The sequence below is a fragment of the Halorubrum luteum genome, assembly GCF_054652935.1.
In genome coordinates this window covers 432108-446986 of sequence record NZ_BAAIGT010000002.1, presented here as the reverse complement: position 1 = coordinate 446986, position 14879 = coordinate 432108, and the positions used below count along the sequence as shown (strand labels likewise).

19 protein-coding genes and 1 tRNA gene are annotated in these 14879 nt (G+C 64.6%); 10 read left to right on the top strand and 10 right to left on the bottom strand.

Features of this window, described 5'->3' with window-relative positions:
• Positions 1–3 precede the first annotated feature (3 nt).
• Complete coding sequence (locus ACYQ0R_RS02240) at positions 4–768, bottom strand: SDR family NAD(P)-dependent oxidoreductase (RefSeq protein WP_459820715.1); 765 nt, start codon at positions 766–768, stop codon at positions 4–6.
• Positions 769–907: 139 nt separating this feature from the next.
• On the opposite strand from ACYQ0R_RS02240, the gene ACYQ0R_RS02235 reads away from it, so the two are divergent.
• The 4 genes from ACYQ0R_RS02235 (at position 908) to ACYQ0R_RS02220 (ending at position 5087) form a co-directional block, all read left to right on the top strand.
• Entirely contained in the window at positions 908–2092 is a 1185-nt protein-coding gene (locus ACYQ0R_RS02235; RefSeq protein ID WP_459820714.1) for a PAS domain-containing response regulator, read from the top strand.
• A 109-nt stretch (positions 2093–2201) separates the two neighbouring features.
• Entirely contained in the window at positions 2202–3005 is an 804-nt protein-coding gene (locus ACYQ0R_RS02230) for a PGF-CTERM sorting domain-containing protein (protein ID WP_459820713.1), read from the top strand.
• A 93-nt stretch (positions 3006–3098) separates the two neighbouring features.
• The gene (locus ACYQ0R_RS02225) at positions 3099–4190 is read left to right on the top strand and encodes a COG1361 family protein (protein WP_459820712.1); all 1092 of its coding nucleotides are present in this window, start codon (positions 3099–3101) and stop codon (positions 4188–4190) included.
• A 186-nt stretch (positions 4191–4376) separates the two neighbouring features.
• Positions 4377–5087 (top strand): DUF47 domain-containing protein, encoded by a 711-nt coding sequence (locus ACYQ0R_RS02220; protein ID WP_459820711.1) that lies wholly within the window; start codon positions 4377–4379, stop codon positions 5085–5087.
• Between the two features lie 37 nt (positions 5088–5124).
• On the opposite strand, the gene ACYQ0R_RS02215 is transcribed toward ACYQ0R_RS02220, so the two are convergent.
• A tRNA-Leu gene (locus ACYQ0R_RS02215) sits at positions 5125–5209 on the bottom strand.
• A 120-nt stretch (positions 5210–5329) separates the two neighbouring features.
• On the opposite strand from ACYQ0R_RS02215, the gene ACYQ0R_RS02210 reads away from it, so the two are divergent.
• Positions 5330–5638, top strand: a complete 309-nt coding sequence (locus tag ACYQ0R_RS02210; RefSeq protein WP_459820710.1) for a transcription initiation factor IIB family protein — start codon at positions 5330–5332, stop codon at positions 5636–5638.
• Positions 5639–5737: 99 nt separating this feature from the next.
• Positions 5738–6163, top strand: a complete 426-nt coding sequence (locus ACYQ0R_RS02205; protein WP_459820709.1) for a universal stress protein — start codon at positions 5738–5740, stop codon at positions 6161–6163.
• 20 nt (positions 6164–6183) lie between these two features.
• Here ACYQ0R_RS02205 and msrB read toward each other — a convergent pair whose 3' ends face one another.
• Together msrB and ACYQ0R_RS02195 are read right to left on the bottom strand one after the other, a co-directional pair.
• Positions 6184–6591, bottom strand: coding sequence for a peptide-methionine (R)-S-oxide reductase MsrB (msrB, locus tag ACYQ0R_RS02200; RefSeq protein ID WP_459820708.1), 408 nt, complete (start codon positions 6589–6591; stop codon positions 6184–6186).
• A gap of 113 nt (positions 6592–6704) precedes the next feature.
• Entirely contained in the window at positions 6705–7235 is a 531-nt protein-coding gene (locus ACYQ0R_RS02195) for a PUA domain-containing protein (RefSeq protein ID WP_459820707.1), read from the bottom strand.
• Positions 7236–7398: 163 nt separating this feature from the next.
• Between ACYQ0R_RS02195 and ACYQ0R_RS02190 the strand changes: the two genes are divergently transcribed.
• On the top strand, positions 7399–7782 hold the full coding sequence (locus ACYQ0R_RS02190; protein ID WP_459820706.1) for a TlpA family protein disulfide reductase: 384 nt from the start codon (positions 7399–7401) through the stop codon (positions 7780–7782).
• A gap of 28 nt (positions 7783–7810) precedes the next feature.
• Here the strand turns inward: ACYQ0R_RS02190 and ACYQ0R_RS02185 are convergent, their stop codons facing one another.
• The 3 genes from ACYQ0R_RS02185 to ACYQ0R_RS02175 all read right to left on the bottom strand — a co-directional run bounded on the left by ACYQ0R_RS02185 (position 7811) and on the right by ACYQ0R_RS02175 (position 10687).
• Positions 7811–8227, bottom strand: a complete 417-nt coding sequence (locus ACYQ0R_RS02185; protein ID WP_459820705.1) for a hypothetical protein — start codon at positions 8225–8227, stop codon at positions 7811–7813.
• A 198-nt stretch (positions 8228–8425) separates the two neighbouring features.
• Complete coding sequence (locus ACYQ0R_RS02180; protein ID WP_459820704.1) at positions 8426–9679, bottom strand: Glu/Leu/Phe/Val family dehydrogenase; 1254 nt, start codon at positions 9677–9679, stop codon at positions 8426–8428.
• Positions 9680–9826: 147 nt separating this feature from the next.
• A complete protein-coding gene (locus tag ACYQ0R_RS02175; protein ID WP_459820703.1) occupies positions 9827–10687 on the bottom strand; it encodes an HpcH/HpaI aldolase/citrate lyase family protein in 861 nt (286 codons plus the stop codon).
• A gap of 151 nt (positions 10688–10838) precedes the next feature.
• Here ACYQ0R_RS02175 and ACYQ0R_RS02170 point away from each other — a divergent pair, with 151 nt between their 5' ends.
• Positions 10839–11321, top strand: coding sequence for a MaoC family dehydratase (locus tag ACYQ0R_RS02170; RefSeq protein WP_459820702.1), 483 nt, complete (start codon positions 10839–10841; stop codon positions 11319–11321).
• Positions 11322–11372: 51 nt separating this feature from the next.
• Here ACYQ0R_RS02170 and cyaB read toward each other — a convergent pair whose 3' ends face one another.
• Positions 11373–11963, bottom strand: coding sequence for a class IV adenylate cyclase (gene cyaB, locus ACYQ0R_RS02165; RefSeq protein ID WP_459820701.1), 591 nt, complete (start codon positions 11961–11963; stop codon positions 11373–11375).
• A 214-nt stretch (positions 11964–12177) separates the two neighbouring features.
• Between cyaB and ACYQ0R_RS02160 the strand changes: the two genes are divergently transcribed.
• The gene (locus ACYQ0R_RS02160) at positions 12178–13122 is read left to right on the top strand and encodes an FKBP-type peptidyl-prolyl cis-trans isomerase (RefSeq protein ID WP_459820700.1); all 945 of its coding nucleotides are present in this window, start codon (positions 12178–12180) and stop codon (positions 13120–13122) included.
• A 65-nt stretch (positions 13123–13187) separates the two neighbouring features.
• Positions 13188–13460, top strand: coding sequence for a DUF8049 family protein (locus ACYQ0R_RS02155; RefSeq protein ID WP_459820699.1), 273 nt, complete (start codon positions 13188–13190; stop codon positions 13458–13460).
• A 7-nt stretch (positions 13461–13467) separates the two neighbouring features.
• Here the strand turns inward: ACYQ0R_RS02155 and ACYQ0R_RS02150 are convergent, their stop codons facing one another.
• Both ACYQ0R_RS02150 and ACYQ0R_RS02145 read right to left on the bottom strand, forming a co-directional pair.
• The gene (locus ACYQ0R_RS02150; RefSeq protein WP_459820698.1) at positions 13468–14100 is read right to left on the bottom strand and encodes an RAD55 family ATPase; all 633 of its coding nucleotides are present in this window, start codon (positions 14098–14100) and stop codon (positions 13468–13470) included.
• A gap of 4 nt (positions 14101–14104) precedes the next feature.
• Positions 14105–14836, bottom strand: coding sequence for a MinD/ParA family ATP-binding protein (locus tag ACYQ0R_RS02145; RefSeq protein ID WP_459820697.1), 732 nt, complete (start codon positions 14834–14836; stop codon positions 14105–14107).
• Between the last annotated feature and the right edge of the window lie 43 nt (positions 14837–14879).

Here is a 14879-nt window from a genome sequence, read left to right as displayed (position 1 = left end):
CGTTCACGCACTCGCCGTGAGGCCACCGTCGACGACGAGGTTGTGTCCCGTGACGTACGACGCCTCGTCGCTCGCGAGGAACAGCGCCACGTCGGCGACGTCCTCCGGCAGCCCATCTCGCTGTAGCGGGATGGTCCCCGTCATCGTCCCGGCAACCTCCTCGTCTTCGGTCGTCATCGCCGTTTCGATCACGCCCGGATTGATCGCGTTCACCCGGATCCCATCGGGGCCGAGCTCCATCGCGAGCTCCCGGGTCAGGTTGGCGACGCCGCCCTTCGAGGCACAGTACAACGACGAGTCGTCGAATCCGTTGAGTCCCGCGATGGAGGACAGGTTGACGATCGCGCCGCCGTCCTCCTGCTCGCGCATTACTTCGGCAGCGAGCTTGCTCCCGAACAGCACGCCTTTGAGGTTGATGTCCATCAGCGTGTCGTAGTCCTCCTCGTCGACGTCCGTGACAGGCTGCATACCCGGGAACACGCCCGCGTTGTTGACCATGACGTCGAGAGCGCCGAACGTCTCGACGGTTTCATCGACCGCGTTCTGTAGCGCGTCGACGTCGCTGACGTCGGTTTCGACGAACAGCGCCTCACCGCCGCGCTGCTCGATGAGTTCGTGGGTCGGTGTGCCGTCCTCCCGCGGCTCCTCACGAACGTCTGCAACCGTGACGCGCGCTCCCTCGTCGGCGAACGTGAGCGCGATCTCACGGCCGTTTCCTGACGATCCTCCCGTGACCAGTGCGACCGCTCCCTCCAGTCGTTCAGTCATGACTCCACGTTGCTGGTACGGTCGCCCAGATGATCAATCTCGTGTATTTATATAACGGTCTTTTATTATACACTGTTTCTTTTCATTCCCCGAAAGCACCCGTAAAAACATATGGCTGGATGGAAAACGTTGTCAGCGTATGCGAACGTCCGATCGACGATCGAGCTCCGAGGTGGTCGAAAAGCGTCGGATCCTCCACGTCGACGACGATCCGGCGTTCGTCGACCTCACGACAGCGTATCTCGATCGGATCGACGGATCGATCGACGTCACCTCCGAGACCAGCGCGTCCGCTGCGCTGGAGCAGCTCGCCGACGAACGGTTCGACTGCGTGGTGAGCGACTACGACATGCCCGAGATGAACGGGCTCGAGTTCCTCGAACGGGTCCGCGATCGGGACGTGGACGTGCCGTTCGTGCTGTTCACCGGGAAAGGGAGCGAGGAGATCGCGAGCGAAGCGATCTCCGCGGGCGCAACCGACTACATTCAAAAGGAACCGGGCAGCGACCAGTTTACCGTCCTCGCGAATCGGGTCAGAAACGCCATCGACCAGCACCGGTCGAAGCGAGCACTCGCAGCGAGCCAGGAGCGACTCTCACGGTTCATCGACCAGTCGCCGCTCGGGACGATCGAGTACGACGACCGATTCCGGATCGTGCGGGTGAACGCGGCGGCCGAGTCGATCCTCGGGTACGACGCGTCGGAGCTCGTGGGTGGGACGTGGATGCCGATCGTTCCTGACGACGAGGCGCGGACGGTCGCGGAGGTCGAGCGACAGCTGCTCGACAACAAAGGCGGGTTCCGGAGCGTTAACGAGAACGTTCGGGCCGACGGCGAGCGGATCCGCTGTTCGTGGCACAATCAGGTCGTCACCGACGATGCGGGAGACGTGATAACCATCTTCTCGCAGTTCGAGGATATTACCGACCGGGAGGCAAGAAAGCGGGAGCTGGAGCGGACGAACGCGGTCCTGTCGACCGTGTTCGACTCGCTCTCGGCGGGCGTCCTCGCGGAGGACGCCGACCGTTGCGTGCTCACCATGAATCAGCAGCTGTACGAGATGCTCGATCTCGAGGGATCGCCTTCGGAGGCGGTCGGCCGCGACTGCGAACGGTTCGCCGTCGAGGTCAGTCAGCTGTTTGCCGACCCGGATGGGTTCGTCGAGCGGATCAACGAGGTCGTCGCTGCGCGCGAGCCGGTCACGAACGAGCGGATCGAACTGGCCGACGGCAAACGATTGCGGCGAACGTACCACCCGATCGACTTGCCCGACGGGGAGGGTCACCTGTGGGTGTATCAGCACGTGACGAGCGATGCGGTGTGATTCGTTCTCCTCGACCCAACAGCTTGACACCGAGGGACACAGCGGTTTTCCACCGAACATGTTCCGATCGAGGATAATTTTATACTTTTGTATCGTAGCATGCTGATCTATGTCGGGTGGTACTGAACCAGACACTGCTGGTTGGTATAGACGGAAACTACTGCAAACTTCAGCGGTTGGCGTACTCACCGGAACGGCCATCGGTGTCGGGTCAACGCCGGTCTCGGCGCAGGACGACGACACCGACGAAGATGATGACGCTTCGGGTGATGAGACCAACGACGAGGAGGAAGCGGAGACCGACGACGAGGAGGAAGCGGAGACCGACGATGACGAAGAGCCTGACGACGACTCCGACGACGATGCGGAAACGGCATGTGATGGCGCTCCCAGTATGAGCCGGACGAGTGTCACCACGCCACACAGTCGGATCACGAGCGAGGATCCGGCCGTGGTCGAGGCCAACTTCCGGCCGGATCAGATGATCCCGGATGACTGCACCATCATCGTCGATCTCGAGTTCAGCTTCACTGACGCGGGCTTTCAGTGGGGTGGCGGCGCGGAGTGGGACCAGGCCACCACGGACCTCGTCGTGGGAACCTTCGAGGTACGGCCCGGAGAGATCCGCGACATCCGCGCTGAGCTCCACACGCAAGGTGCCGAAGCCGGTGACAGCGTCACCGTCGTCGCGGACTACGAACTCTGGTTCGAGGGCAATCCGGAGGAGTCCGTCCAACAGAGCGGCATCAGACACACCATCGACGTCGAGGCACCGAACCCGGCTCCGGACGATCCGGACGACCCGGACGAAAGCATCTTCAGCGCCCCCGGATTCGGCGCTCCGAGTGCCCTCGCAGGGATCGGCGGCGCTGCGTACGCACTCAAAGCTAGGCTGACCGGCGACGGTGAGTAGTCGCGCTTGTGATTCCACAGTGGAGATGCACACACACGCCACCGACAACGAAACGACTGCTGTGACGACCTCTCGTCACCGCGGTCGCGTCTCGTGGTCCAGTTGGATCCGTACGAGAGGCTCTGCTACTCGATGGAGGGCGGCACGGGCGATGCCGATTCGCTCAGCTACCACCCCGGTCAAATAATGAGTACTCGGCTGCACCAGGGGCTGTTGATAGCTCTCGTGGTACTCCTGCTGTGCGGGTTTGCGGTGGGAGGAGCGGGGGGATCCGAGGAGACCTCCGAAAACGTCACTCAGACCGACGAGGAGCTCGTTATCGACACCGATTGGGTGAACATCAATCTCCAGACCCAGCGGACGACCGTGGAGCCAGGTGAGACGGTCCAGCTGAGCCATTCGGCTGCAAATCTCCATCCCGAAGACGAGTTAACGGTCCAGCTCGTTCTCGAGGCTCCAAGCGGTGCCGACGTGTCGGGAACCGGCGACATCGACAGCGGAACCGCGGGTCAGTTCATCACCACAACGGAGCTGGACCCCGGAGCACTCGAAGAACAACGGATAACCATCGATCTGCTCGAACCGGGCGAGTACGAACTAACCGGGCAGGCGATCTACTACTTTGGCGACGATCCTGACGACGGTCGGACGGTGGAAATATCGCTGCCCATAGAGAAGCAACCGCCGCCGCCGACGGCCACCGAGAGGATCACCGACGTCACGACCGGACTGCTACTGGCAGTTCCAAACCATCAGAGCTCGCTGGCCGAGGAGCTGGAAGCCCGGGCAGCCGGCGTGGACACCGACATGATCCTCGGGATCTATGCCGGCGGCGTCATTGCAGTGGCCCTCCTCCTCGTCGTGGTGCTCTCTCCGGTCATCCAGCTGCTCACGGGTCGTAGCATCGCCAGAAACATCCGCAGGTATCCGGGAGGAATGGGTATCGGGGAGAGTAACCTCGGGACGTTTATCATGCTGATCGGGTTCGCGCTGTTCATGATCGACGCGACGTCCATCGCCGGCGAAGGGGCCGGAACCATCTGGTCGGCTCAGGTCCTTTCGGCCCTGATAGTACTCTCTCCGTTCGTGATCGTCGTCAGCCTCCTCATCCTGACCAAAGCACGCATTGTCGGGGCCGTCGTGCAGGCCAAATCCCTCCTGTTCGAACGGTTACTCGATCGATGAGAGGTGGGAGCAGCCGAATCACGCCGGGAGTTCCACGCCGAGAGTGCACCCGTCTATCGGGGTCGGCGGGCAGTCGTCGTAGGCGGCTTCGAACTCCCCCGGCTCCACACACCCGTCCTCGAGCTTCCTTTGCCGGTTTGAGGTGCCGAACGAACGGTTTTTCGGTCACCGCCGATACGTACGAACGTGACTACCGACACCGATTTCGGCGCGTCCTTGGAATCCAGAACCGCCGCGTACTGCGATCGGCTCGGCGATTGTGCCGCGCTGTTGCCGGAGCTGTTCGACCACTACGCGAACGACGGCGACTACCGAGACACCGTCGAGCGCATCGAGTCGATCGAAAGTGAGTGTGATCAGCGTCGGCGGTCGATCACGGCAGCGATCACGAACGCCGATGCGAAGGAGATCGGGCTGTTGAACACCAGAATCAACCACAACCAGTCCGCACTGATAGACTTCGTAAACGAACTCGACGTGGTCGCGAACCACACCGAGCGGATCGCCCAGGAGCTTGAGATGATGCAGCCGGACCCGGACGCCGCAGCGTTCGAGCGACTCGCCGCGATGGCCGATCCGATCGTCGAGATGACCGACGTGCTGTCGGACGTCACCGAGCGGTTCATCCACGGGCTGGCCCGGAGCGATGCCACGGAGACGCTCACGGACGGTATCGAAGCGATCCGGGAACTCGAAAGCCGCTGTGACGAGCTTCGGAACGACGCCATCACGACCGCTTTCGAAACCGGCGTCGACCAACCGCTGGTCTATCGTGAACTCGCCGTGCTGCTCGACGAACTCGCGAACACGATGGAGGATCTAACCGACCGGATCATCATCATCACGAGCGAGGAGTCCGGCATCATCACGGAAGTCGATCCTGACGTCGACGCGTAGCCGTCCGGACGCCGACGTATAGCCGCCCGGATGTCGATGCGCGGGACCGGATTCGAACCGGCGGACCCCTACGGGACAGCGTCCTAAGCGCTGCGCCTTTGGCCTGGCTCGGCAACCCGCGCGCATCCTCTCGTAGACGAAACCGACTCAAGAACCTAACGAACCGACGCGGTCGCGGACACGCCGGATCGTCGTGTGCACGCCGCGCGAGCCTTTTATACCTCGACGGGCAACCACCGAACATGTATCGGGCGAGCGACCGGGTCGACAACGCCGAATGGGTCGATCGGATCGACGACGCCCGGGAGTCGCTAGATCTCGACGACGAGGCGTTCACGACTGCGACGGATCTGTTCCTCTCTGCGGTCCCCGACGAGGAGCGATCAAAACCTGCGGCTGCGGCCGCAAGCCTCTACGCCGCCGCCCTGATAACCGGTCAGGAGCGAGCGCAGGCCACAGTCGCCGACGCGATGGACGTCTCCCGTCTCTCCGTTCAAAAACGGTGGAAACCGATCCTCGACGACGCCGGCTTCTCGCCACCGACGTGGTAGCCCATCATATTGCCCGAACTTCCGGGCTGGAGCCGCCACAACCTGGCATCATAGGGGGGAGGGTTTTTACCAATCCGATGTGAACTGCAACATGTAATCATGTCGAGGACTATTCTGGTTCCGATGGACGGTTCCGAATCGGCCGAAGAGGCGCTTACGTACGCCATCGAAAACGATCCGGACGCGGATATCGTGGTCACCCACGTCATCGATGTCACGGCCGTGACGACGGCTGCCGGTCCTGCCGTCGTCCTGGATGACAAGGTCGCGGAGGCGGCCGAAGCACACGCGAAAAACGTCTTCGAGCGCGCACACGAGCTCGCGGACGCCGCCGGTCACGAGGGGGATCTGGACACGGCGATGGACGAGGGGGATCCCGCCGCCGCGATCGTCTCCCGAGCCGAGAATGTCGACGCGGTCGTCATGGGTAGCCAAGGACGAGATGGAGCGGCGCGACTCCTGCTCGGCAGCGTCGCGGAGACGGTCGTCCGCCGTGCGTCCGTACCGGTGACGGTCGTCCGGTGAGGACCGTTCGGTCTCGACGACTACTCCGCGTCGAACTCCATCGCGACGGAGTTGATACAGAAGCGATCCCCGGTCGGCTCGGGACCGTCATCGAACACGTGTCCGAGATGTGAGTCACAGCTCGCACAGCGCACCTCCGTGCGGCGCATCCCGTGGCTGGTGTCGAGCGTCGTCGTCACTGCGTCCTCCTCGGCTGCATAAAAGGCGGGCCAGCCGCAGCCGGAGTCATACTTCGTCTCCGAGTCAAACAGCGTTTCGCCGCAGGCGGCACACCGATACGTCCCGTCAGCCTTGTGGTCGACGTACTCCCCGGAGAAGCGCGCTTCCGTGCCGCTCTCACGAAGGATCCGATACTCCTCGTCCGAGAGTCGCGCTCGCCACTCCGCGTCGGTCAGCTCCGCCGGATCCGCGGGTTCACCCTCGCTCATACGAGCTCTTCGGGACGAACGGATAAGCCGGTTGTGCCGCGGACAGGTGTGGGAGTGCGAACTGTCGACGCCTCGTTTGCATTCGGCCCGTCGGGACGGTCACGGAGCGGACGCTACGACGGGTGTTCGGCGTCGTCCGTCCGTCCGACACCGCTTCGGACCATAACGGCGACTCCGGAGTCGAACGCGAGCGCCTCCGCGCCGGAGAGTTCGGCTCGGCCGACCGCAAAGAGCTCGTCGTCGTCGTTCACGACGAGCACCTCGTCGCCGGGTCGGATCCCGTCGTCGGCCACCGTCACGAACTTCGCGAACGCGTTCCGGCCGTCGCGGACGAACGGCTCACTCTCCTCACCGACGACCACCCGACGCGCCGGTGCCGGAAACGCGGACAGGAGCCGCAGCCCCCCCGTGATCCCCAGGGTGAACCGCCCGTCGGTTCCGTACGAGGCGATCCGGTCCCCCTCGGCGCTGCCCGGCGTGTCGTCGACGTCGCCCGCGATGATCTGTCTGGGGCGCCCGCCGCTCGACCGCCGGATCGTCGTCGACCCTTCCGACGGGAACAGCGCCGCGCCGGCGCCGGCACCGAACTGGTAGTCGGCACCGGTCCGGAGATCGGCGAGGGTGTCGCTTTCGGCGTCGCTCATACGCCGCCTATCGCCGGGAGCCGCAAAGCGGTTGCGACACGGAGTGCCGGACGAGTCACGGAGTGCCGGACGAGTCACGGATCCGCACGCTCCGGTCTCGCTCGTGGTGCGAGCCGTTGCCACCGACGCGCTTGTTAAAAGGATTCGCGACGTACCGGCGGCCATGACGCTGGAAACGCTCGCGCCGGATCCGGAAATCGACGAGGAGACGTTCGACGAGGACGTTCTCGCGGCGCTCGACGGCGACTACGTGTACAAGGTGTGGGGTGGCGACTGGTGTGGCGACTGTCAGGCGCAGCTACCGCGGTTCGGCGCGGCGCTTGCGGCCGCCGGCATCCCGGACGACCGGATCGAACAGTACCCGGTTACGAAGGGGGAGAACGGCAAGGACGGACCCGGCGTCGACGAGTACGGGATCGAACTGATTCCAACGGTCGTCGTCGAGGCGGCGGACGGAACGCAGCTCGCGCGATTCGTCGAGGACGCGGACGTCCCGATAGCGACGTTCCTCGCGCAGGAGCTGTCGGACGTCGAAGCGACTGCCTGACGATCGCATCCCGACGCGTCGCTTGGAGTTATCGCATCTCGGCCGGGAGTGCGCTGCCACGTCGGTCGAACAGACGCGTCCACCGCTCGATGCGGTCGAGCGCGAACGAGAGTCCGTCGGACAGCGACGACCGACGGACCGGAAGCTCTCGACGGGTACCGGAGCTGCGGTCGAGATGGTAGAACTGCACCGGGCCGGTCGGGTCGAGGTTCGACTCGGGGACGACGACGAGCTCCTGTCGGGTCCGGTCGTGTCTGAACACGAGGACGTCGGTGAGCGTGTCGTTTCCGTACAACACGATATCGGAGCGGACGCTCCAGCCGGGTGGAACGCGGCTCGCGAGCGCCTCGCGGTCGGCCGCGTTCCGCATCGTCTCGGCATCACGAACGGCGTCGAGGTCATGCACACCGGAAGGGGCGATCCGTTCGATCAGTCGCGAGACCACGTTTACTCCCTCTGATAGCTGTGACGCCACGCTCGCGTCTGCCGATTCGTGGCGTCGGAGACGAGCCGTCTCTCCCCGGCTCGCGGGACTTTCACCGAGTTAGTACGACCAGCCATGTGTGAGGGTATCATTTCTAATCGAATATATGTGTCGGTTGGTAGCTGTCGCCACATCACGATAGCACCCTATTACGTCAGCTCAGGGCCAATTACCGCCCTGTTCGTACGCGTCGGCGACTCGCTCGATCGCGACGACGTATGCGGCGGTGCGGAGGTTCGGCAGGTCGTGAGTCTCGTAGGCGTCGACGATTCCACCGAACGCGTCCGTGATCAGTCGTTCGAGCTCCTCGTTGACGCGCTCTTCCGTCCAGTGGAAGCGCTGTCGGTTCTGGACCCACTCGAAGTAGGAGACGGTGACGCCGCCGGAGTTCGCGAAGATGTCGGGGACGACCCACACGTCCCGGTCGGCCAGTACCTCGTCGGCGCGGGGCGTGAGTGGACCGTTCGCCGCCTCGGCGATCACGTCCGCCCGAACCTCCGCCGCAAGGTCCCCGTCGATCGCGTTCTCGAGCGCTGCCGGCACGAGCAGATCGACGTCGAGCGTCAGCAGCTCCTCGTTGGTGAGAATGTCGGCGTCTCCGTAGCCCGAAACGCTTCCCGTTTCGGCTTTGTGCGCCTTCACTGCTCGTGTGTCGATCCCATCGGAATCGTAGATGCCGCACGAAGAGTCGGAGACGGCAACCACCTCGGCTCCGAGATCCTCGAGGAGGTAGGCCGCGACCGAGCCGGCGTTCCCGTATCCCTGCACGGCGACGGTTTTTCCCTCGATGCTGTCGCCGATCCAGTCGAACGTCTCCCGTGCCGCAAGCGCCGTGGACCGTCCGGTCGCCTCCACGCGTCCCTCGCTACCGCCCGAGTCGAGCGCCTTTCCCGTGATGACGCCGGGAGCCGTCGTGTTCTCTAACGTCTCGTAGGTGTCTTTGATCCAGTTCATCTCCCGTTGGCCCGTGTTAACATCGGGTGCGGGGATATCCCTATCCTCGCCGATCAGGGGTCGAAGCTCGGTCGCGAACGCGCGGGTGACGCGTTCGAGCTCCGTCTCGGAGTACTCCGTCGGATCGATGACGATGCCGCCTTTGCCGCCGCCGTATGGAATGTCAACCACTGCACACTTGTACACCATCCACCCCGACAGCGCCTTCACTTCGTCCCGGCTGACGGCCGGGTGATACCGGATACCGCCTTTATATGGACCGCGGTCGCCGTTGAACTGTGACCGGTAGGCTCGGACCGTCTCCAGCGTGCCGTCGTCGCGCTCGAACGTCAAGTTCATCTCCAACACCCGCTCGGGGTTTTTCAGGCGCTCGATCACGTCGTCGCCGGCGTCGACGTGCGCGGCGGCGTCGTCGATCTGCTCCTGTAAGCTTTCGAACGGGTTGATATCTCTTGTCATACTCGTAATCGTCAGGGCCGGTTGGTTAACTGTGTCGAAATCCGGAACTCCCGGGTTCATCCGTGGCTACCTCGCGGTGCGGATCTTGGCTCGCGGCGACGGTCGCCCCTCGCAAGGCCGGTTTCGAGTACACCAATGACCGCCAGTTTACGGATCGAGTCCGGCCGCTCGCGCCCGCTCGAGGACACGCTTCGCCTGTGCGATCAGTGGCGCGTCGATCATCTCGCCGTCGACCTCGAACACGCCGCGTCCGTCCGCGTCCGCCGTCTCGGTGGCGTCGAGAACGGTCGTGGCCCACTCGATCCGGTCGGGATCGGGCGTGTACGCCTCGTTGATAACCGGAACCTGTGCGGGATGGATCGCCATCTTCCCGTCGTAGCCGAGCGACACGGCGGCCCGCGCCTGATCGCGGAGCTCCGCCTCGTCGTCGAAGTCGGTAACCACCGTGTCGATCGCGTCGACATCGGCAGCGCTCGCCGCGAGCACGACGTGTTGGCGGGCATGAGAGAGCTCCTCGCCGGAGGTCGACCGGACGGCGCCGACGTCGGCAGCGAGATCTTCCGCCCCGAAAAGCACCGCTGCAGTCGAATCGGCCTCGGCGATTTCGCGCGCTGACAACACACCGCGTGCGGTCTCCACGAGGCAGAACACTGCCACGTCGAGGTCGCGTTCCGCGCACATCCCGGCCACCGTCTCGATGCGCTTTTCGGTTTCGACTTTCGGCAACAGGACGGCGTCGAGTCGACGAGCGTCGTCACCGACGGCGTCGGCGAGCGCATCGAGATCGGCACCGACCGTCGACGCCGTGAGACGGACGCACACCTCGGCAGCCGGGTCGAACTCGGGGTCAGCGAGGACGTCGCTTACGGCATCCCGCGCCTCCGCTTTCCGGGACGGTGCGACGGCGTCCTCCAGGTCGAAACAGACGACGTCAGCACCCGAACCGGGCGCTTTTCGCAGCAGTTCCGGTCTGTCGCCCGGCGAGAACAGCAGGCTTCGGCGTGGCATGTTCGCACCCTGCGTCGGTGTCGACTTAAGCATCCGCGTTGGAGAATCGTCGACCGCTAACGACCGTCGAAAGACCGCGGTTCGCCACCGAGTCGTCGCGCGGTGCGGCGGTCGCCGACAGGTTTTTTAGCTACCTCCGGGAGACCCGGACGTGACTGGCCTGTACTACGAGGAGTTCGAGGTCGGCGAGCGGATCGATCACGAGCGACGGCGGACGGTAAGCGAGTCGGACAACCAGCGGTTCTGCGATATGACGATGAACCAGCAGCCGCTGCATCTCGACGAGGCGTTCGCGACCGGGACACCGTTCGGCGAGCGGATCGTCAACGGGCTGTACACGATGTCGCTGGCGGTCGGTCTTTCGATCCCGGAGACGACCGACGGGACGATCGTCGCGAACCTTTCGTACGACTCCGTCGAACACCCGAACCCGGTCGTCCACGGGGATACGATCCGCGCACGGTCGACGGTCACGGAGAAACGGGAGACGAGCGACGGGGACCGAGGCGTCGTCACGATGCACGTCGAAGCGTTCGTCGTCAACACCGAGGACACAGACGCCGACGGCGACACGCTCGTCTGTGAGTTCGATCGGACCGTTCTCTCCGTTAAAAAGCCGGACGAGCAGTCGTGAACGGATGCGGCTCCGGGAACCACGACGAGCGGTCGGAGCGACCGGCTGGCGTCAGTTCGTCGCGTCGCGGTCGTCCGTCGAAGCCAGTAGCAGTCCGAGATACGACGTTCGAACCTGGGTATCGGCATCGAGCCCGATCCGGTCGAGAGCGGCGACCGCCTCCTCGCGAGCCGTCTCGATCGCCGACTCGTCGTCCACTGCACGCTCGATCTCGACGAACTCGCCGACACCCTCGACGACATCGAGCGTCACGGTGAACCCCGCAAACGTCCAGAACTCGCGTCGCTTCCGCACCGTCGCAGCGGGATCGAACCCGAGTCCCGCGAGGACGCCCTCGACGGCGTCGCCGTCGTCGACGACCGTCTCGTGTTCGCTCCGAGTTTTCGAGTCGGCGTCGAGCAGCGGCCCCTTATACGTGAGCTTCGTCGTCGGCTCCTCGACCGGCTCCGAATCGATCCCATCGACGAGCGGTGACTCGTATCTGAGCCGAAGCGCCTCGTCGGTCTCGGCGAACTCCCGATGCGGCGCGTCGTAGTACACGTCCCGCTGGCTCCGGGCATCGACGGGCTCCGCGTCCGTCTCGCGGAGTCGCCGTCGAACCGCGTCGACGTCGGCGGGCACCTTGATCTCGACTTCGTACATACTCGCTCGTCACGGTGGGGATTGAAAAAGATCGTCGAGAGCAGCGTCGGCTCTCGGAGATCCTCGTCGGCCCGGGTTAGTCTCGTTCACCGGAGCACTCCTTACCGACTCGTTCGGCGTGTTACTCGAGGACACGGCCCCACGCCGAACCGTTCGCCTTAAGGGTGGAACGGGAACCGTGCGCCTTAAGGGTGCAACGGGAGATGTTTCGTGCATGAGCGATCAGGAGCAGGCCGACGCGGCAGCTGACGCCGAACAGGCCGACACCGACGACACGACGGAATCGGAGACGACCGGCCTGCAGGACGGGGATTTCGTCCGTATCGCGTACACGATCCGAACGACCGACGACGGGCAGGTCATCGACACGACCGACCAGGACGTTGCCGAGGAGTCCGAGATCGACGTCGACGAGTACGAGTTCGAGCCGCGCGTGATCGCGGTCGGTGCCGGCCACGTGTTCCCCTCCGTCGACGAGGCGCTCGTCGGTGCGGAGGTCGACGACGAGGGAACCATCGACGTCCCCGCCGAGGACGCTTTCGGCGAGTACGATCCCGAAGAGGTCGAGACCGTCAAGGCCGACAAGATCCCAGAGGACAGTCGCTACCCCGGCGCACAGGTCCAGATCGACAATCGCCAGGGCCACCTCGAAACGATCATCGGGGGTCGCGCCCGCGTCGATTTCAACCACCCGCTGGCCGGTGAAGACCTCGAGTACGAGTACGAGATCCTCGAGATCATCGAGGACCGCGAGGAGAAGGCGGCCGGTATGCTGGGGATGTACTTACAGGAGGCTCCCGACGTCCGCATCGAGACCGAAACCGAGGAGGAGGAGGAGACGGTCACCGAGGACGACGACGGCGAGGAGGTCGTCGAAACCGAAGAGGTCGAGACGGACGTTCTCTACATCACGGCGACTCCCGGCATGCAGATGAACCAGCAGTGGATGTTCCAGAAACAGCAGATCGCACAGGACCTGATGGGCCGTCTCGATCTCGACCGCGTCATCGTCGAGGAAGTCATCGACGGCGGCGGCATGGGCGGTATGGGCGGCATGATGGGCGGTATGGGCGGTCCCGGCGGAGCCGACATCGAGGAAGCGCTCGAGGACGTCGACGTCGACGCCGACGAGATCCTCGACGAGATCGACGAGGAGTAGACGGCTTACCTCCGTCCCCGACGACGAACCGATCCTTTTGAACTGTCGCGCTCCCACCGACCGGTATGGAGATCGAACGAGCCCGCGAGGACGTGCTCGTCGCAGGAGCGGCCGCGGCGACCACGGTCGCGGTCGCGGCGCTGTCCGGAGTAACGGTCGCCGTCGACGTGGGTCCCCTCGCGACGCTCTCACCGGTGGTCGTCTACTTTGCGTACCTGTTCACGCGGAAGGGCGGGCCGTACGGCCCGTGGGACAACCCGCGCAACTGGGCTATCGGCGCCGTCCTGATCGGCGTCGTGGTCCTTGCGGTCGCCATCGTCGACCCGACCGCGGCGTGACCCGCGGCTAGGCGATGTCCCGGCTGGTGTCGACGGTCACGGAGTCGGTGAGCTTCAGCTTTAACGTTTCCTCGAGCGCCGCGCCGCCGCGGACCTTCGAGATCGCGAGGCGGTTGATGATCTCCGTGCCGGCGGTCGTCGTCCGCAGGTCGAACACGACGTCGGCGACCTGCTGGGAAATGACCCGATTGTCGACGTCTCCGTCGTGTTTCAGCGCGTGTAACACCGCGATGCTATCGGTTTCGCGAACTCGTTCCCTGAGATCGTCGAGAAACCGCCGATACGCCGCGGAGTCCGCCGGCTCCGCACGTTCCAGTGGACCGACCGAGTCGACGATCAGCGTCGATCGCTCCGCCATCGACGCGAGCTGTGCAGACGCGTCCTGGATCGGAGCGTCGTCGTCGATCCGCAGCACGGTCGGGTCACCGACTGCGGTCGTCGACCGCTCGAACCCGTCCTCGACGGCTGCCGCTGACCGAACGGTCGTGAGATACAGCGTCTCGCGGACGGTGGTGAACGTGTTCAAGAACAGCTCCGACTGGCTCGCCGGATCGGCCGTCAACACGACGACGCTCCCTGCGGGGAGACCGCCGTTGAGTTGGCGATCCAGCACCGACACGCCGGTTGCGAGCCGCTCCATACGCTCACCTGTTGTCCGTGCGGCTTTGGCTCTGTCGATACGGCGAGGCTCCGGTCCCGGAAGCGGCCGGTAGTGAGTCAGCCACCTCACCGTACGCCGCCCGGACCGCTCTGTCAGCAAGCGGAGTCGGCGGGGCGGACGGGACCGTGCCGAGAACCGGACAGTCGAACACCTCCGCGAGACGGTTTGGAGCCGACTCCGTCCGTATCACGACGACGCCGAGCGGCGGACAGTCGAGCGCTCGTGCCATCGCCGCCGTTTTTACCGTGTCGCGTAACGCCGCCGGCCGTAACGGTGTGACGAGTATCGAACGGTCGGCGGCCCGAAGCGGAGCGGCCGCGTCAGGTGACGCGCCGGCCGGACAGTCGGCGAGAACGGTCACCGCCGAAGAGTCGATCTGACCGTCGACCGCCCGAACGGCCTCGCGGTCGAGTCGCCGAAGGAGCTCGTGGGCGTCGTGGGCGCCGGGATCGTCCGGAGCCGCCAGAACGGTCGGTCCCGGAGTTCGTGTGTCGACCGAGCCGTCGGTGCCTACGGCGTCGACGATCGTCGGACGACGCATCCGTCCGCTTCCCTCACCGGTCGTGTTCGCGAGCCGTGCGAGATTCGGGAGGTCCCAGTCGGCGTCGACGGCGACGACGCCGTCAGCCCGGTCGCTACGCACGAGCGCCCGGGCTACCCCGAGCGTTGTGGTCGTTTTCCCGCTTCCACCCTTGCCTCCGGCGACGGCGATCACGATGTCGGTTGGCCGCTGCTCGGAATATAAACAGTTGGTTCGT